This window comes from Candidatus Amarolinea aalborgensis, from assembly GCF_900491745.1.
Classification (GTDB): domain Bacteria; phylum Chloroflexota; class Anaerolineae; order SSC4; family Amarolineaceae; genus Amarolinea; species Amarolinea aalborgensis.
The window spans coordinates 1-19,567 of record NZ_UETR01000024.1 but is presented as its reverse complement, the minus strand read 5'-3'; the positions used below and the strand labels follow the sequence as shown (position 1 = coordinate 19,567).

The 19,567-nt window shown below is 61.1% G+C and carries 10 protein-coding genes; 9 read left to right on the top strand and 1 reads right to left on the bottom strand.

Translation table 11 applies throughout. From position 1 onward, the window contains the following. The first annotated feature begins 62 nt into the window (after positions 1-62). The 9 genes from ACPQ6D_RS18990 (at position 63) to ACPQ6D_RS18950 (ending at position 16,049) form a co-directional block, all read left to right on the top strand. Positions 63-3,485 carry a helicase-related protein gene (locus ACPQ6D_RS18990; protein ID WP_423225925.1) on the top strand — a complete coding sequence of 1,141 codons (3,423 nt, stop codon included), beginning with the start codon at positions 63-65 and terminating at the stop codon, positions 3,483-3,485. A gap of 10 nt (positions 3,486-3,495) precedes the next feature. Next, positions 3,496-6,765, top strand: coding sequence for an Eco57I restriction-modification methylase domain-containing protein (locus ACPQ6D_RS18985; RefSeq protein ID WP_423225924.1), 3,270 nt, complete (start codon positions 3,496-3,498; stop codon positions 6,763-6,765). Between the two features lie 86 nt (positions 6,766-6,851). Beyond that, a complete protein-coding gene (locus ACPQ6D_RS18980; RefSeq protein WP_423225923.1) occupies positions 6,852-7,625 on the top strand; it encodes a TIGR04255 family protein in 774 nt (257 codons plus the stop codon). Continuing rightward, the gene (locus ACPQ6D_RS18975) at positions 7,622-8,050 is read left to right on the top strand and encodes a hypothetical protein (RefSeq protein WP_423225922.1); all 429 of its coding nucleotides are present in this window, start codon (positions 7,622-7,624) and stop codon (positions 8,048-8,050) included. Before ACPQ6D_RS18980 ends, ACPQ6D_RS18975 begins: the two co-directional genes overlap by 4 nt. Further along, positions 8,047-8,688 carry a hypothetical protein gene (locus tag ACPQ6D_RS18970; protein WP_423225921.1) on the top strand — a complete coding sequence of 214 codons (642 nt, stop codon included), beginning with the start codon at positions 8,047-8,049 and terminating at the stop codon, positions 8,686-8,688. Before ACPQ6D_RS18975 ends, ACPQ6D_RS18970 begins: the two co-directional genes overlap by 4 nt. Positions 8,689-8,720: 32 nt before the next feature. Beyond that, on the top strand, positions 8,721-8,945 hold the full coding sequence (locus tag ACPQ6D_RS18965; RefSeq protein ID WP_423225920.1) for a YgiT-type zinc finger protein: 225 nt from the start codon (positions 8,721-8,723) through the stop codon (positions 8,943-8,945). A 12-nt stretch (positions 8,946-8,957) separates the two neighbouring features. Continuing rightward, a complete protein-coding gene (locus ACPQ6D_RS18960; RefSeq protein WP_423225919.1) occupies positions 8,958-9,581 on the top strand; it encodes a DNA-processing protein DprA in 624 nt (207 codons plus the stop codon). Next, positions 9,578-14,278 (top strand): hypothetical protein, encoded by a 4,701-nt coding sequence (locus ACPQ6D_RS18955; RefSeq protein ID WP_423225918.1) that lies wholly within the window; start codon positions 9,578-9,580, stop codon positions 14,276-14,278. Before ACPQ6D_RS18960 ends, ACPQ6D_RS18955 begins: the two co-directional genes overlap by 4 nt. Before the next feature lie 85 nt (positions 14,279-14,363). Then, complete coding sequence (locus ACPQ6D_RS18950; protein ID WP_423225917.1) at positions 14,364-16,049, top strand: ATP-binding protein; 1,686 nt, start codon at positions 14,364-14,366, stop codon at positions 16,047-16,049. Positions 16,050-16,459: 410 nt separating this feature from the next. Here ACPQ6D_RS18950 and ACPQ6D_RS18945 read toward each other — a convergent pair whose 3' ends face one another. Next, positions 16,460-19,420, bottom strand: coding sequence for a glycoside hydrolase family 3 N-terminal domain-containing protein (locus tag ACPQ6D_RS18945; protein ID WP_423225916.1), 2,961 nt, complete (start codon positions 19,418-19,420; stop codon positions 16,460-16,462). Between the last annotated feature and the right edge of the window lie 147 nt (positions 19,421-19,567).

Sequence of the window (19,567 nt, the reverse complement as noted above, 5' to 3'; positions counted from 1 at the left end):
GCACTTCACAAGACCACTCATGCTTCCGATCTCGCACACTCTCCAGTCACAGGAAGATTCTGATGCCTCGTATCTTCGACAACATCGAGCACCAACTTCTCAGCGCGCTCCAGCAGACGGTCGAGCTGGCCACGCACGCTGATTTCTGCGTCGGCTACTTCAATCTGCGCGGCTGGCGCAAGCTGGCGCCGCTGGTGGAACCGTGGCCGGGCGGCCAGGGTCATGCCTGTCGGTTGTTGGTGGGGATGCAGCGGCTGCCCGAAGACGAACTGCGCAGCACGCTGCGCCTGACCGACGGCGCCGAGGCAATGGACAACCAGACGGCCCTCCGCCTGAAGAAGAAGCTGGCCGAGGAGTTCCGCCGGCAGTTGGTCATCGGCGCGCCGACCAATCAGGATGAGGCCGCGCTGCGCCGGCTGGCAGCCCAAATTCGGGCCAGGAAGCTGACTGTCAAGCTGTTCTTGCGGCATCCCTTGCACGCCAAGCTCTACCTCTTGTATCGTCCCGACCCGATCAACCCAATCATCGGCTACCTGGGCAGCAGCAACCTGACGTTGGCGGGGCTGTCGAAGCAGGGCGAGCTGAACGTGGATGTGCTCGACCCGGATGCTGCTCTGAAGTTGAGTCGCTGGTTCGAGGACCGCTGGACCGACCGCTGGTGCCTGGATATCTCCGACGAACTGGCGGAGATTGTCGAGGAGAGCTGGGCTGCCGAGCGGCTGATCCCGCCGTATCACATCTACGTCAAGATGGCCTACCACCTGGCGCAGGAAGCGCGCGCCGGTCTCTCCGAGTTCCGCATCCCGGCCGACTTCGGCAGCCGCCTGTTCGATTTCCAGACCGCGGCGGTGAAGATCGCAGCGCATCATCTGAACAAGCGCGGGGGTGTGCTGATCGGCGACGTGGTCGGCCTGGGCAAGACGCTGATGGCGACGGCCGTGGCGCGCATTTTCGAGGACGACTACAGCCTGGAGACGCTGATCATCTGTCCGAAGAACCTGGTCAAGATGTGGGAGGGGTACCGCGAGCAGTACCGCCTGCGCGCCAGGGTGCTTTCGATCAGCCGGGTGTTGCAGGAGCTGCCCGATCTGCGCCGCTATCGGCTGGTGGTATTGGACGAGAGCCACAATCTCCGCAATCGCGAGGGCAAGCGCTACCGGGCCATTCAGGAGTACATCCAGAAGAACGAGAGCCGCTGCATCCTGCTGACGGCTACGCCTTACAACAAGACCTACCTGGACCTGGGCAGCCAGCTGCGCCTGTTCGTGCCTGAGGACAAGAACCTGGGCATCCGACCGGAGCGGCTGTTGGGCGAGATCGGCGAGACGGAGTTCATCCGCCGGCACCAGTGTTCGCCCCGCTCGCTGGCCGGCTTCGAGAAGAGCCTCTATCCCGACGATTGGCGTGAGCTGATGCGCCTCTACATGGTGCGGCGCACGCGCGGCTTCATCCAGCAGAACTACGCGCAGACCGACGCGGAGACGGGGCGCAAATACCTGACCTTCGAGGACGGCACGCGCTCCTACTTCCCCGTCCGCCAGCCCAGGACGGTCAGGTTCGCCATTGCGGACGATGATCCGAGCGATCAGTATGCCAGGCTCTACGCGCCCGTGGTGGTGGATACAATCAACAGTCTGCGCTTGCCGCGCTACGGGCTGGGCAACTACGCCGCCAGCCGGCCGAGCCAACCCCCAACGGCCGTCGAGAAGAAGTCGTTGGACGACCTCTCGCGCGCGGGGAAGCGCCTGATGGGATTCTGCCGCACGAACCTCTTCAAACGGCTGGAAAGCAGCGGGCACGTCTTCATCCAGTCGGTCGAGCGCCACATCCTGCGCAACTACATCTTCCTGCACGCCATCGAGCAGGGCCTGCCGCTCCCCATCGGCGCGCAGGACGCCGCGCTGTTGGACAGCCGCGTCCACGACGAAGATGAGGACATCGGCGACGTGATGGATGCCTTCGACTACGAGGGAGAGGCAGAAGGCGCCAGCTCTGACATCGAGACGGCCGAGCTGCGCACCGAGGCGCAGTTTCGCAGCCGCGCAGCCCAGGTCTACGCCGAGTACGCTACGCTCTACAAGCGCCGCTTCAAGTGGCTGCGCCCCGCTCTTTTCAACGCGCACCTGAAGCGTGACCTGGCGGCCGACGCGAGAGCCTTGTTGGATCTGATGCAGCGGTGCGCCGGCGCAGACTGGGCCCCGGCCCGCGACGCCAAGCTGAACGCCTTACACCGGTTGCTCACCGTAGACCATCCACGCGACAAGGTGCTGATCTTCACCCAGTTCGCCGACACGGTGCGCTACCTGGAGGCGCAACTACGCGGTCGCGGCGTGACCGCGCTGGCGGGCGTCACGGGCGACTCGCCGGATCCCACCGGCGCGGCCTGGCGTTTCAGCCCGGAGAGCAACGAGAAACGCCAGCAGGTGCGTCCCGCCGACGAGCTGCGGGTGGTGGTCGCTACGGATGTCTTGAGCGAAGGCCAGAATCTGCAGGACGCCGCCATCGTGGTCAACTACGATCTGCCGTGGGCGATCATCCGACTGATCCAGCGCGCGGGCCGCGTGGATCGTATCGGCCAGCGGGCCGAGGCGATCCGCTGCTACTCGTTCCTGCCGGCGGATGGCGTGGAGCGCATCATCCGGCTGCGCGCGCGTGTGCGGCAGCGCTTGACCGAAAATGCCGAAGTCGTTGGGACGGATGAGGCGTTCTTCGAGGATGACCGCAACGACCAGGCCATCGTAGACCTCTACAGCGAGCGGGCCGGCATCCTGGATGGCGATGACGAGGGGGAGGTGGACCTGGCCTCGTACGCGTACCAGATCTGGAAGAACGCGCTGGCCGCCGATCCCAGCCTGCAGCGGGTGGTCCCCGCGTTGCCGGCGGTGGCCTACTCGGCGAAGGCGGCCCTCACCCCCGGCCCCTCTCCCGTTGCGACGGGCGAGGGGAGTGGCGGGGTGCTGGTCTACATGCGCACAGGCGAGGGGAACGATGCGCTGGTGTGGGTGGATCGGAACGGACAGGGCGTTACGGAGTCGCAGTTCGCCATCTTGCAGGCGGCCGCCTGTGCGCCGGACGCGCCAGCCCTGCCGCGTGATGAAGCCCACCATGACCTGGTGAAACGCGGCGCCGAGCTGGTGCTCACGGAAGAGCGCTCGGTGGGCGGGCAGTTGGGGCGGCCATCCGGCGCGCGGTTTCGCACCTTCACGCGGCTCAAGGGGTATGCAGAGCGAATCAAGGGTACGTTCTTCGACAATCCGGAGCTGCTCAAGGCGGTTGACGACATCTACCGCTACCCGCTGCGCCAGGCGGCCGCGGACACGCTGAACCGCCAACTGCGCGCTGGCGTCAGCGATGAAGACCTGGCCGAGTTGGTTGTGGCGCTGCGTGAAGATGACCGCCTGTGCCTGGTCGAAGATGAACGCCAGGCTCAGGAGCCGCAGATCATCTGCTCGCTGGGGCTGATCGAGAATCAGCGACAAATGTAGGGAAAGCATCATGCCACTTGACACCGCTCGCGCTCGTCGTTACCTTAAGGACTTCGATCTCCGCACCCTCTTCATCGAAGAGCTGGGCTGGGATCAGCACCGGCAGGAATTGGTGATCCCCGCGGACGGCCAGGAATTCCGCTTGCAGGCCGTGGCGCACAAGCGCGGCCTGGCGGCGTTCCGCTGCGCGGCCGCGCCTGACGGCAAGATTCCATCCTACCCGACGCGCCGCAAGATCGAAACCCAGGTCGCAAAGTCGGTCAACCAGCACCTGATCATCTACACCGACGCGGACCAGACGCAGCAGGTGTGGCAGTGGGTGAAGCGCGAGGCGGGCCGGCCGACCGCGGCGCGTGAGCAGACCTTCGACCGCAACCGGACCGGCGAGGCCTTGATCCAGAAGCTGCAGGCGGTCGCCTTTAGCCTGGAGGAAGAGGAGAGCCTGACCCTGGTGGATGTGGCGGGGCGCGTCAAGGCAGGCTTCGACGTCGAGCGAGTCACCAGGCGCTTCTACGAGCGCTTCAAGACCGAGCACGCCGCCTTCCTCAAATTCTTGACCGGCATTCCTGACGAAGGCTTGCAGCGCTGGTACGCCTCGGTGATGATCAACCGCCTGATGTTTATCTACTTCATCCAGAAGAAGGGCTTCCTCGACGGCGATCCCAACTATCTGCGCACGCGGCTGACCGCCAGCCAGGCGACCGCGGCTGACCGCTATTACACGGACTTCCTCTGCCCGCTTTTCTTCGAGGGATTTGCCCGCCGGCCCGCAGAGCGCGCCGCCGCGACGCGGCGCCTGCTCGGTCAGGTCCCCTACCTGAACGGCGGCATCTTCGAGCGCCATCAGATCGAGACAGCTCACGGCCAGACTATTCGCGTGCCCGACGCCGCGTTCGCACGGCTCTTCGACTTCTTCGACGCGTACCAATGGCGTCTGGACGAGCGCCCCCTGGCCGCGGACAACGAGATCAACCCTGACGTGCTGGGCTACATCTTCGAGAAGTACATTAACCAGAAGCAGATGGGCGCCTACTACACCAAGGAGGACATCACCGGCTACATCAGCCAGAACACGATCATCCCCTATCTGCTGGACGCGGCGCAGCGCGAGTGCCGCATCGCCTTCGTAGGAGAGCAGACGGTCTGGCGGCTGCTGGCCGCCGACCCCGACCGCTATATTTACCCTGCCCTGCGCCATGGCGCGGAACTGACGCTGCCGCCAGAGATTGCCGATGGCCTGGACACGACGCGACCCGACCTGTTGGAACGGCGCCAGGGGTGGAACCGCCCCGCGCCAGCCGCGTACGCGCTGCCGACCGAGATCTGGCGCGAAATCGTGGCGCGGCGTCAGCGCTATGCCGAGGTCAGGGCCAGGCTGGCGGGCGGCGAAACCTGCCAGGTCAACGATCTGATCACCCTCAACCTGGACATCCGCCAGTTTGCCCAGGACCTGATCGCCGAGTGCGAAGGGCCGGAGCTGCTGCGCGCGTTCTGGCGCGCCATCGAGTCGGTCACGATCCTCGATCCAACGGTGGGGTCGGGCGCATTTCTGTTCGCCGCGCTCAACGTGCTGGAGCCGCTGTACGAGGGGTGCCTGCAGCGCATGCAGGCGTTCGTGGATGACCTGGATCGTTCCGGTGAGCCGCACCGGCCGGAGAAGTTCAGCGACTTCCGCAAAGTCCTGACCCGCGTCGCGCAGCACCCCAATCGCCGCTACTTCATCCTGAAATCCATCGTCGTCAACAACCTGTACGGCGTGGACATCATGGAAGAGGCGGTGGAGATCTGCAAGCTGCGGCTGTTCCTGAAGCTGGTGGCGCAGGTGGCGGTCGTTGAAGACATCGAGCCGCTGCCCGATATTGACTTCAACGTGCGCGCGGGCAACACCCTCGTGGGGTACGTGAGCCGTGATGACGTGCAGCGCGCCCTGACCTTCGCCGGCCAGCAGGGTCGGCTCCTGTTTGCCGAAGAGGCCGGCATCCTGCAGCGCTTCGAGGCGCGGGCCGCGGACGTGGAGCGGCTGTTCGGTCTGTTCCGCCAGCAGCAGACCGAGCTGGGCGGCCAGGTGACGGCCGCGGATAAGGCGGAGCTGCGTCGCCGGCTAGACGCGCTGGATGATGAGCTGAACCGGGCGCTGGCGCGCGAGTACGGTGTGGATACGGCGAAGGCCAAGGCGTACAAGGATTGGCTGGCCTCTCACCGGCCGCTGCATTGGTTTGTGGAGTTCTACGGCATCATGCGGCGTGGTGGGTTTGATGTGGTGATCGGAAATCCGCCGTACGTAGAGTACAAGGATGTCCGGAGTACATACGAGATTCGCAACTTCGTTACAGACACATGCAGTAACCTCTTCGCATTTGTTACCGAAAGGTGTAGCATCTTAGGCCAGCAAGGAACCAGAGTGGGGATTATCCTGCCATTGAGTGCCTTCAGCACTGACAGAATGATCCCGCTCATCACTCTTCTCAAACGCAACTCAGCACGACTTTTCATTTCCTACTTCGGCTGGAGGCCGGGAAAGCTCTTCGACGGCGTAAACCTTCAGCTGTCTATTCTGCTCCAAGTCATTGGTGGCTCACTCGAAGGCGCTGAAACGACCCGCTACTTGCTCTGGGATTCCAATTCTCGTTCTGAACTCTTCTCTAAGGTTGCGTATGCTCGCGTAGACGACGCCCGACTACCTGGCAGTATTCCAAAATTAGGAATGATGGAGGCCGCGTCGATTCTGAAGAAGCTTCGGCTCTATGGTAAAGAAATGGGTGGTTGCTTTACCCGCAGTTCACAGAACAAGGTATTCTATCGGCGCGGGGGGTTGTATTGGAAGGTCTTTGTTGACTTTGAAACCGGCTCCAGCGAAGAGAAGATAATCCACCTACTACCCGACATTGACAGATATGCAATCATCGCAGCCCTTAGCAGTGGTCTTTGGTGGTGGTACTTCACGATCACTTCCGATTGTCGCCACCTTGGCAACAGAGATATCGAAACATTCCCTTACGATCCTCGCAAGATGAACTATGATCAGTTGAGGTTGCTTTCGCAATTGGGAAGGAGGTACGTAGAGCATTTGCGTCTAAATGCTGAACAGGCTGTTCGGGTTTACAAAGGCACGAAGACCGTGGAATGCATGTCATTCAGGGTCAATCAGGCCAAGCCCATCATTGACGAGATCGACCGAGTCCTCGCCCGCCACTACGGCTTCACCGACGAGGAGTTGGACTTCATCATCAACTACGACATCAAGTACCGGATGGGGGATGAGTTGGAAGGCGATGTATGAGAACGAGTGAATGGGAGCCGACAGATGAACGAATGCTGAAAGTCATGGTACAATTCGGTTGAACGGACGAGAATGGAGGCATTGTTATGCGACCAGAAAAACTCACTCATCCGCCTCTTATCGAGGCGATCCTCGAAGTGCGCTGGCAGCTCCAGCAGCAAGCTCCAGGCGTCGCCGTTGATCCCAAGTACAAGTTGCTGGTCGGCCGCCTTTACGACAGGTTGAGCCGCGATTATCCGTTCTACGAGCCTTTGCCAACTGCATCCATGCCCGACGAAATGCTCGGCTACGTCGTTCAGCATCGCTTTCGCACGGCTGAAGGCGCCTGGCCGCTCGTCCAGGTCGGGCCGGGACTCGTCACGCTGAATGATACGCGAGACTATTCCTGGAAGGCTTTTGAGGCCAAGAGCAGACAATTGGTGGATGCGCTTTACAGCGCCTATCCTGACGCGGACACCACGCTGCAAGTCGGCAGCCTGCAACTTCGCTACATTGACGCAATCCCGTTTGACTTCGCAACGGCGGATGTCTTCCAATTTCTCGCAGAAAACCTGAAAATCACGCTGGCATTCTCGCCAGCCCTATTCACCGATGTTCCTGTAAAGCCGGCGCCCAAAGGTCTCAACGCCATGGTCGAGTTTTCAACTGCCAACCCATCCGGCACGTTGCGCATAAGACTAGCGCGTGGGAAGCATCAAGGCGCGGATGCGTTGATCCTCGAAATGGTCCTGATCTCCGACGACTCCGATGCGCCGGACATGCCCGCAGGCTTCGTGGCCTGGCTGAATGCCGCGCACAACGTCATTCATGATACATTTTTCAAGATGATCGAGGGGCATCTGGAGGAGCAGTTCCTATGAGCCTCGGGTTGTCACGATCCACAACCACTTGGGACGTCGCACCGGTGAGCTTACCACAACCTGTGATACGCGAGACGCCAGCCCGCTACAACGTTCGCAGCAAGACGCCCCTGGATTTCATGCCAGTGCGTGCATGCGACACGGCCTCTACCGATGTGCGTTTTTGGCTAGGTGAAATTGGCGATCCGTTGTGGGACGCAAGAAGCGTACTGAGCGGCTTGTCAGACTACGAGGCGGTCTACCGTCCGCGGCTGATAGATCGTCCACAGACAACCCCAAAGTATGGGTCATTCGGGGGGCGTCTGATCTCATTGGCCGAGGCGTGCAGGTTGGCCGATGAAGCCTTGTTCACAGCCGAAAGGGAGCGACAAGCGGCGCGCGAACGCGATGCGCTCGATTGGAGTGATCTGGAGGATGAAACATGATTTATGATTTCCCAGATTCTCAGGCTTCCATCCGACAGGGTGATATTTTCCGGTGCATCCCACGCATTGATCTCAACCCGTCGGCGTTACCCGTGCTGTCTGATCCTGCGCTACGCCAAGTCGAAGTGCTGGACTGGCTCACAGTCTGCCGCAAAGCCGAGACCATCAGGGCGTTGGCGACAATCCGGCCAGTCTGCGCCATCGTCATCACGCAGGATTGCGATGTCGCGCGGGCGCGAGATATCGCCTTGTGCGAGATTGATCATTTCGAGACCGTCTACCCCAGCGCCAAAGGGGCTGCCCATCCCAAAAAGACAATGTCGCTCATTACCCAACATGCTCGCAATAACCTTAAGTGGTTTTACTTGCCGCCCGAACCGCGTATTGATTTCACAATGCCGATGGCTGCAGACTTCCAGTCGGTACTGCGCGTCCCCAGGGCCTATCTCGAACAGAATATCATTGGCTTGCGGATGGCTCGCCTAAACGACCTTGCGGACGAGCACTTTCGCGAGCGCCTGGCAGAATACTTCCGACGTTACCCTTACGATGAATGGTATCCGTTGGACAAAGCTGAGCTCGAGGAATACCGGCGCAGCAAACCAGAGCCGATCCAGCCGTATCCCTGGCAGGTGTGAGGCGGATAGGATCATAACTCATGCAGGTAAGTATGTTTCGTTGTCAAGTGTGTGGCGCGACCGAGGCTCGTTCCGAAGTGGTGAGCGAAGTCTTTCTGATTGACGGACTGCCGGTGTTGGTCGAGGGCATTCCTGCGCTTGTTTGTGCACGCTGCGGTGATGCCACTTTCAGCCGCGCCACGACCGAGAGGGTTCGGCGCCTGGTTCACGGTGAAACGCCGCCCGTTAGATCGGTGCGCGCCGATGTTTTTGCCTGAGTTACAGCGTCTATGTTGATTCTACAATCTGGCGATTCTTCCTACCCCGTGGCGCTTAAGGCCTTCCTCGGCGCAGATGCCCCTGTTGCCATCTCCACTCTGGGCGACCTGGCCTTGCTCGACCGCCGACCGCTGGCGATCTTCTGCTCAGCGCGCTGCCCCGGCAGCCTCATCGTGCAGGCGTCCGATCTGGCCCACGTGCTGCGTGACCGCGGCGCGGCGGTCAGCGGCGGCTTCCACACGCCGGTGGAGCGGGCGTGCCTGGAAATCCTGCTGGCCGGCGCCGGGCCGCTCATCGTCTGTCCGGCGCGGGGGATGTACAAGACCATTCCCGCTGAGCTCCGCAGGCCATTGGCGGACGGCCGGCTGCTCCTGCTCTCGCCGTTCAAAGAGACCGAGCGACGGGTCACGGCGGAATTGGCGGAGGCTCGGAACCGGTTGGTGGCGGCGCTGGCGGAGCGCGTGCTCTTTGTGCATGCGGCGCGGGGAAGCAGGACAGAGGCGCTGGCGCGCGAAGTGATCGGGTGGGGTAAGCCGGTGTATTCGTTGGCGCATGAGGCCAACGCGAATTTGGTCACCTATGGCGCGATCCCGACGACAGAGGAACAGATGCTTTTCCGCGAGAGATGCTCATGAAATCTGATTTGCACGATGCGTTTCGCACCCTGCCAGCTTCGGGAGACTGGAGCTTCGAGAGACTCATCGCGGACTTGTTGAGCAATCTCACAGGGAGACGGTTCTTCGTCGCCAGGTCTGGCCGGCAAGCTGGACATGATGCGGTTTCGGATGCCACCACAGGAAGCCAGGCGAGCATAGAATGCAAACGATACCTGCAAGACACCAAGTTGGATGAACGGGAACTCCTAGGTGAATTGGTGCAAGCGTGTCAAACTGTCCCTGACCTCGATCTGTGGGTGCTCGTCGCAAGCCGAGACGTCCATGCTCAGTTACTGAACATGCTGATTACTGAGGGGCGCAGCAAGGGGATCGAGATATTGGCAATTTCGGCGGGGGATGGTGTTCCCAGTTCCCTTGAAGTACTCTGTGCCGCGGGGACTGAAATCGTCCTGGACTATCTTGGTGTCAAAGACAACGAAGCCCACCGCACGAATCTGGAGGAACAACTCCAGGCGATCAGCAATGCGTCTGGATTCTCGGAAACCTTGGGTAGACTCCGTTCGGAGTTCTCGCCTGCGCACATCGGCTACGATCACTGGCGCATGGCCCAGAATCAGTCTTTCGGCGACTGCTGCCGTTCAGACGCTGGAAGTCGGGCTGCTTTCGGCCAGACGCTTGATGTTGAAGATGACAAGGTCAGGCTGATCGAAAGAAAGCAGGCCTGGGAGCAACTGGATGCCTGGCTAAAGGACTGGGGACAGACGCGCGACTTCTTCGTACTTACGGGCGAAGAGGGCGACGGCAAGACGTGGGCGGCCGCATCATGGCTGACGAAGAACATCAGAACCTCGGCATCATTCCCTCCTGTGATCTTTGTTTCGTCCAGCAGGGCAGCATCATCTGAGCCATATGAACTTCTGCGAAACGCTATCAAGAACACGACCCCGTTACGAGATGAGGAGTACTGGGGCAAACGCCTCGGGCATTGGATGCAGCGATCACCGGGAGATACGCCGTCCTTGATCCTCGTGTTGGATGGGATCAATGAGCGATACGGCTCTGCTTGGTGGCGCGATCTGTTGCAGCAACTGGCAACAGAGCCGTGGTACAGCCGGGTAGCTTTGTTCATAACCTGCAGGACCATCTACTGGCAACAGTACTTCGCCTCCTTGCCCAGTTTGCCAGTCCGCCGGTATGAGCTGACCCCATATAATGATGAGGAGTTGGCCGAAGCCCTTAAGCAGCACGGTTTGCGCACAACTGACCTTCCATCGGCTGTTCTGCCTCTTGTGCAGAAACCTCGATATCTCGATCTGGTTGTAAAGCATCGTCTACGGATGGCTGACAGTGGCGACATCACCGTTGCGCGCCTCGTTTACGAAGATTGGCGCGATCGTTACGAGCGGAAAAACCAGACTCCACTCAGTGACGCGGATTTCCAGAGTCTTATCCGAGAGATAGCACGCAAGCATCTTGGTGGAACCAGTTCGATGTTGCCGGGTGAGTTGAGCGAGCTGCTCCTTCTCACTGAAGACCGGCAGACTGTTTATCGGGAACTGACGACTGGTGGAGTCCTGCGATTGGAGCAAGGGCGACTAAGGGTTCAAGAACGACTTCTGCATCATGGTCTGGGGCTGCTGTTAGCTGACCAGGTCGAAGCTGCGTGCAAGGCCCAAGAGTCGGAGCCCGCCGAAGCAGTGGCGCGTTGGCTAGAGCCTCATGCTGGTCTCGATATCAAAGCGGCGATCTGTGAGGTTGCGGTACTACATGCGCTTCACATTCCCGATTATCCCGTGGCTGGCCAAGTGGCACTGTTGGGCGCATGGGTCAGCAGTCAAAACCCTACTCCAGATATCGAGCAGGCATTCCCTGCCTATCTGCCCCTGAATCCACAGACCTACATTGAACTGGCTGAATTTGTCTGGAGCGAGGCCACTGAGAATCGTTGGGCTCAAGAGCTTATCATGCACGCGCTTCTTCGGTGGCGGAAATCTCCAAATGTCAGTGCGACATTGGCGCCAGCTTTTGAGCGTTGGCTGGGATTCGTTCATCGGTGCGGTTACCCAGGACAACGCGGCCCAGAAGGCAAAAACACCGATAGGGTACGTGCGGAAATCGTAGATCGGTTGGGTCAGAGCACAATCACTGGAACCGTCAGCCTCGCCAGTCATTCCATGACACTGGTCGAGGATGATGGACTACTGAGTCTGGGACGAGCTGCGCTGGCGGTCATCTCGCACGAGGCACGGGGCCGCTACGTGCATGCCATAGTTGCGGGGTGCCTGGCCGAAGCCATCATGGGGTTTCCTGAGAAGTACGATCTATTCGCCTGGGTCTTACGGACTTCGCCTGAGTCAGTCTGGACTGAGATAGAGCGGGAGGTGAGCAGCCTCATCACACAGGGATCGCTGCCGGCGCTCCAGGCCGCGCGGCGGCTGCTCAGCTATGAGGGAAGCGCCGCAGCCGCGACACTGGCTGCAAGCTTGCCGGAAGACTTGTTTCCTCGATATTCATTGGATGAACTTTACGAACATGATCCGTGTGCTTCGGGGTTCACTTGGCGACGCGAAGACCGCGCCCGATGCGCACAAAGAACCGATCTGGAGCCACAATGGCTTGCCAGACAGCTCAAGCCCTGTTGCATTGACCCAAATCTCGAAGTACCGCCTGATCTGGGGGAGCGGCTTGCACCGTTGGCTGAGGGGATCCCCGTCGAGTCACTGTGGATCAGCTTGGTCATGACCTCCGAACAGCATCTTCTCGAAGAGATTGAACCTGCCCTATCGGCATATGCGCCTGAGGCTATTGCCGGTCTCATTCGGCGTGTGGCACAGCAAATAGGCTCCAGAGAAGGGTTACCGCTGCGTCAGGCAGCGATCAACCTGCGCGACTATGCCCCACTCCTCACGCCGAATGAGGTCGAGGCGTTGTCGGCAACCTGGCAGCAACTGGTTGCGAAAAGCAGTGCCTGGACCGATGATGAGCTTCTTGCCGAATCGTTCCTTTTCACCACTTTGTTGCACCACATGTCGCCCCAAGAGCAGCTCACTCGCTTGTTGGGGCGCCCTCAAAACGCGCATGATCTGCTGCAGTTCGAGTGCATCTTTCGGCCTGTCGCTGACTGGAATGAATTGCTGAGCGCGATTGAGGGCGCCAGTGACGCCACCACCTTGCGGCGTCTGCTCTGGTTTGCGGCGTGCAGCGCCCAACACGCGTCAGGGCATTTTGCTGTGAGCCTGTGCCGGTTCCTGACACATGCAGACAGCTTCATGAGGTCGTTGGTGCTGAGGGTTCTGTATGGGGCTAAGCAAGCCGAAGCTACAACGCAGATCATCAAGAGTCTCTGGGCATGGGATAGTGGTCACCATCCGGAGGAGAACCATTGGGGGAGTTTGATACTGTGCGAACAGGGGCAAGAGTTGTCCTGGGCGGAGCTTCGATGTCGGGTACACCCAAATTGGCTGGGCTATGCTCTTGAGCGTCGCGGAGCCCAACCCGCTGAAATCCGTCAATACGGGAAGGATCTCCATCACGTTTGGGAGAGACTGTGCTCTGATGTTCCTGAGATACCGCCCGATTTTCCCGGTGTGGAGTTGGATAGCAGTGATATTCACGATGCCAGCGAGGTCACACGTTTGTCGTTGAGTCAAAGTCAGTTTACGAGGTCGGTTACCTTCGTGGGTCGAACTGCCTACTGGGGCGGCAGGTTAAACGGAGACTACAGCCAACTGGAGCAGTTCAACAGCCCGGACTACGGAGATCGTCAACGAACACTCATGGTCGCCATGGAGAAGGTCATCGAGGAACAAAGGCAGGCTGGTAACGAGCTTTTCGCGCGATACTTCCGAGCTAATGGCCTTGCTGAGGTCATATCTGATTGCCCTGACGAGATCCACGACATGGTCGCCGCGGCTCTCGCCGAGACGACGCAGGCTGACAAGCTTGTGTGGCGCGCACGCAGCCTCTATGAAGGGTTATGTTCCAGACTGTTGGTCCAACAGCCGGAACTTGGGGTCCAGCTCCACCGGAAGCTGGAAAGCACCGCCAGAGGTATCCGCTATCAGAAGGCTGGTACCAGGATCACGTGGACAGACTATGGGCTATTTGCGGCCACGCCCTCGCCGGCAGTAGAAGAGGAATGGGAGCGGCGCCTAGCAGAATGCACCAGCGACCGCGCGCTTCTGGAGGTGGTGCTGGCTGCACAAGCAGGAACAGCCATAGAGTGGCTCAGACTGCGCATTATGCATGATCTGCAGCCGCAGCCGCAATGGAAGTGCGCACGGGCCTTGATGTTATTGGCGTTTCTTGACGACGCACAAGCCGAGACCCTACTTCGCAACTTTATAGCATCCAATGCCTCGCCGTGGCTTGCAGACATTGCGGACGATTGCCTTCATCTGTGGAAGCGGAACAGTTGGGCAAAACATTGGTTCCGGCTGTTCCTCAAGGAACAGACCGAGACAAAAGCCTGGGCCGTCTTCCGCTTGTTCCTTGAGTGTGTTGACAGCCGTTTCTATCACTGGGTTGATGCAGTCCTCAAAGATACGGCGAATCTTGATGGCGCGCACCCACGCATGTCGTATCTGCGGCAGCAATGGGGTGAGATCGAGAAGAGCTCCGAGAAAAACGAAAAGGAGCTTGTGAAGACCTACCTCACTGAGAAGATTCTTGACAATAGCGCCTGGCCTTGGATGGAGAAGGTAGGGGACCACTGATATCGCGGGATCAAGAAACGCTATAGGCGGGGGTTTGCCTCTGCCAGGGGAGCCCTGAGGGCAAGACAAAGGCGGGAACACGACCATGACCAATGAAGAGCTACTTGAACTGATCGCCACGGTCCAGCGCTTCCAGAGCGAGCTCAACGATGTCGAAGTGAAGTCGGCCCAGCGCGGCACGCCCCAGCGCCTCTACGAGTCGCTTTCGGCCTTCGCCAACCGCACGGGCGGCGGGGTGATCCTGCTCGGGCTGGACGAGAACCGCGCCTTCGAGGTGGCTGGCGTGGGAGACGCGCACCGGATCATGGAAGAAGTCAGCGGCCTGGCGGCCGAGAACATGGAACCAGCCCTGCGCCCCGAATTCACACTGGTCGAGATTCAAGGCAAGTCGGTGCTGGCGATCGAGATCTTCGAGGTGGCTCCGGAGCAAAGGCCGTGCTTCTACAAGACCGCCGGCTTGCAGAGCGGCTCCTACATTCGGGTCGGCAACACCAACCGGCAGATGAGCGGCTACGAGATTTTCAGCTACCTGACTGCCCGCGCTCAGCCGACCTTCGATGAGGAGCCGGTCGCTGAGGCCACGCTTGCTGACCTGGATCGCGAGCGGTTGGAGGAATACGTGCGGCAGTTGCGCCGCGCCCGGCTGGATGCGCCCTACCTCAACCGACCGTTCGAGGATGTGCTCAGGCAGTTGCGCATCGTCCGCGACGTGGATGGCGTCTTGCGTCCCACCCTGGCCGGCCTGCTGATGTTCGGCGCGTATCCCCAAACCTTCGAGCCGCAGTTGGTCATCACCTTCCTGCACTACTACGGCGCCGATGAGGCGGAGAAAACCCCGCGCGGCGAACGGTTCCTGGACAACCGCAAGTTCGAAGGGCCGATCCCCGACATGGTCGAGGCCGCGGTCAACTACGTGATGGCCAGCATCCGCAAGAGCAGCCTGATCGAGGGGCTCCTGCGTCGCGACATCCCTGAATACCCCGAAGAAGCGGTGCGGGAAGCGGTCGTCAACGCGGTCGCGCACCGCGACTACAGCCCCTACGTGCGCGGCAGCTACATCCAACTGCGGCTCTTCGCTGACCGGCTGGAAGTGCAAAGCCCTGGCGGCCTCTATGGCAACGTCACCGAAGAAACCCTGGAAGAGGAGCAGTCGACGCGCAACCGCGTCTTGATGCGCCTGATGGAGGATGCGCACCTGGTCGAGAACCGCGGCAGCGGCATCCGCGCCATGATTGATGCCATGCGCCGGCTCAACCTGGAGCCGCCGCGTTTCCAGGATCGCCGCGCATCGTTCCTGGTAACCTTCCGCAGCCACACGCTCATGGGCCCTGAAGCCATCGCCTGGCTGAACCGTTTCGCCGGCCGGCTACTGGCCGACCGGCAGCGCTTGGCCCTGGTCTACCTGCGCTACAACGAGCAGCTCACCAACAGCGACTACCAGCGGCTCAACCACGTGGACTCGGTCACGGCGAGTCGGGAACTGCGTGGCCTCGTGCAATCAGGCCTGGTCGAGCAGCACAGCACGCGGCGTTGGGCGTATTACACGCTGAGTTCGGCGGCGAAGACGGAGACCGGGCCAATGCCGCTCTCCGACGAGGAACGGATCATCGCTTACTTGAGGGAGCACGGTAGCATCAATAATGCCGAATGTCGCGATCTGCTCGGCGCAGATGCGCGGCGGGTCAACTATGTCCTGCAGAGGATGCTGGCTGAGGGCGTGCTGCAGCGGCAGGGTGAGCGCCGCTGGGCACGGTACACGTCGACATCATAACCCTGCCTGTTCCTATCAACAATATATCAGCAATCGCGTTGATAGATCGTTGATAGACACTCGGCTTGCTGATATGAGCGGGGAGAGGGTGACATGACCGATACTCGCCATCAGGTTGCTGACGTTCTATTCACTACTGCAATTCTGGGCGTTGGGCTGCTCTCCGGCAACCCGATTCTTGCCAGCGTAGTGGCCGGCATCGGCGTCAACCTTGCTTCTGATCTGACGCGCGCGGGATGGGGCTGCGCAACCACGACTTGCGGCAGGCGATGCTGCGCGCCTTTCCCCAAGCGATCATGCACCTTGAGCAAGCCTGGTTGCAGATGCTGCATGGGAGATGACGGTCAACCGCGCCTCTCTTGCCAGATTCCCATTCGACGCCGCGCACGCCGGCGCGGCCTGCATCCAGGCTAATTGTCGGTCTTCTCGATCATGGATTCCTTGCCGCGCACACGGGCATTGGCTTCGTGCCACAGCAACGCGGCCAGCGGCGCCAGGCCGCTGACGAAGGTCACCAGGGGCGCGCCCCAGGGGCGCAGACTGCGCTGCAGCCAGGTGGCCCCGGGCAGCCAGCCCAAACTGTACAGCACATACGCGGCCAGGCCGCACACGGCCGCCCACGCCAGCAGCCGCACGATGTCATCGGGCGTACGGCCATCCTGGTTGCCCTGCGTCAAATAGATCAACCCGCCGGCCGCGACGACGCCCAACAGCCCCAAGAAGAAGCTGAACAGGTCAACCCGGCCGCGTGGCCCCATTCCGTTCGAACCTGGCGTTCTGGTGGGCGCGGGCGTTTCGGTCGGCGTGGGGGCCGGCGTCCACGTGGGCGTGGGCGTCGGCGTATCGGTGGGCGTCGCCGTGGGCGTCGGCACCACGGTGGCGATCAAGGCCGGCGAATCGCCCTGGATCGTGACCAGGAGGGTGGTGGATTCTTTGGCATTGCCCGCACTGACGGTGATGCGCAGCTCGCCTGTCCGTTCCAGTTTCACACTGGCGCGCGCGACGCCGTTGACCGTGGTTACTTCCTGGCGCGGCAGTTCCAGCGCCTCGTTGGCATAGACCAGGCGGAAGGTCGCCGGGGTGCCATCCGGCACGGCGTTGCCATTGCGGTCGCGGATGATGCCGGTTGCCAACTGCAGCGTGTCGCCCACTTTGATCGGGATCGGCTCTGACGCCGGGCTGCCGGCGGCATCGCTGCCGGCCTGCGCAGAGGACTGGGCAATCGGGATGACCTGGCTCGGGTCCGGCTCCAACCGCACCTGCAAATCATAGTTCGTGCCAGGCACGCTGACTGGCGATGCGCCCGGCGGCGTAAACTCCCGGAAGAGCGCGCGCACGGCCGCTTCCAGGAAGGGCTCTGTGCTGGAAAAGACGCCGTAATACGCGGTGAGCTTGCTCGTCTCGGTCGTGTCCAGGTAATAGGGCGCGTTGAGCGCCAGGACGATCATCTTCTTGTCGCGCAGACTATCGGAACGCTGGCGCAGGAAGGCTTTGACCATGTCCGACGCGGGAACTTCGGTAGGCGCCACATCGAGCATGGCAAAAATCAGGTAGGATGCGCTGCGCACCGAACCTTCGATCACGGCCGCGTCGGCCGCGGTCGCCTTGCCGTCGAGCACGGCTTTCAACTTATCGAAACCGAAACTCGTCACATTGGCCGCCTGCACCTGGCCGGTGGCCTGCGGACCGTAAAGGCGCAGGATGATTTTTTGCAGCGCATCTACCGGCACCGGCGCATAGGGCAGGCATTCCGCGCAGTCGCGCACGACACGGCTGTCGGTGAATACAACCAGTTTTTCGTCGGTCAAGGGGGAGGTGGGGACACGGTCGGCCAATTCCTGGGGGCCTGGATAGAGCAGGGTGATCGTCTCCTTGGCGATTTGCGCGACCGTCGCCCGATCGAGACCGACCTGTCCCGCCGCGGCGGCGGCATCTACCAACACATTTTCGGCGGAGAACTGGTGATACAGCTTGAGCTTTGCGCTGATAATGCGACTCACGGCGGCGTCGGCGCGGGCGCGGAAGTCGGTGTCGCTGTCGTATTTCTCACGGAAGAAGAGAATGGTGTCCTTGATGTTGGCCAACTGGTCGCGGTAATCGTTGGACAAGGCAAAATTGGTCAGCGTGAGCAGGTCATTGCCCGCGGTAAACGCGTCGAGCGCAATCTGGCGCTGCGGGAATTTCAGCAGCTGCGCATCGTAGTAGCGACGCACGGCCGGCACACCCAGGCTGTCGCTGACCAGCAGGCCGCCTGCGCTGCGCCAGGGTTTGAACTCTGGCAGGTTCATGATGGTTTGCAGTTGCGGCGCCAGGCTGATGGGCGGCGTCAACTGGCGTGTGTTGTCCTGAAACCCACGGTAGCGGATGTGCGACGACATGAGCGCCTCCGTGGGCGTGATCGTCTGGCGCGCATCCAGCCGCGTGGCGGCGGCAAACGGCGGCAGTTCTACCTGCTGCAGCGCGGCCAGCGGCTTCTGCACGGTCGCCACTTCGTCTTCCGGGCGACGGTCGCTGCTGCCCTGGCCGGGAAAGTGCTTCGCGACGGTGATCACGCGGTAGCGGCTGCCGCGGTGGACGCCCTGGATGTAGGCCTGGCCCATGCGTCCCACCCAATAAGGATCGCCGCCAAACACGCGCACCCCCAGGTCGCCTTCGCGGCCGCTGCGCGGATTGTCCAACACGTCGAGCGACGGCCCAAGCAGGAAATTGACCCCGACGGTCGCCAGTTCGCGCCCAACGATCTGACCAACCGCTTCCGCGTTGGTGGGGCGCCAGGTCGCGCCGATGGCCATGGCATCGGGCAAAGGGGTAAAGCCGCTGCGCAGCCACGTGTAGGGAAAGTCATTGCCTTCATGGGTCACGCCAATGAAAAGGGGAACATGAACCGCGTTGTCGTCCAACTCCGCCGGTTTGGGTGGGCGCACCGTGGCCGTGATCACCGGCGTCGCCGTCGCGTCCGGCGGCGGCAGCGGCTGATTGAAGGCGATCGCCTGCAGCTGGTTAGTCAGATTGACCATGGCCGACGGTGTTGCGCCGGCCTGGCCCAGGTTTTCGGCCGTCAGCAAGACGCCGCCCACGTAGTAGTCTCGAATCAACTCCGCAATCTGCGAATCCCAGCCGCTATCCGCGCCTTGAAAGCTCACCAAGAACAGCTGGCCGACCTTCTGGCCGGCGGTCATGCGTTTGAGCAGCTTCTGCACATCGGTCTCGGCTGGCGCAGGCGCGGACTTCGGCGAGGCTCCGATGATCTCAGCCGAATCGCTCAGTCGAGCCGCCAACGCCAAGCCCGGTCTGAGCAGAGAGGCGAGGATTGTCAATAATAGGAGCAGATGGAAGCCTGTTGGCCGGCGAGCCTGGTTGCGCCGCTGCATAGTCACCTCATGGAGAAGGTACACATCGGCCTTAGTATACCTGTCCTCCCATCAGCCGTCAACCGGCCAGCCGTTCATGTCGTTGTTCCAAATGTGGCTTGGTTTTTGAGTGCAGAGGTAACTATTCAGGCGGTGCGCCGTGGCAAG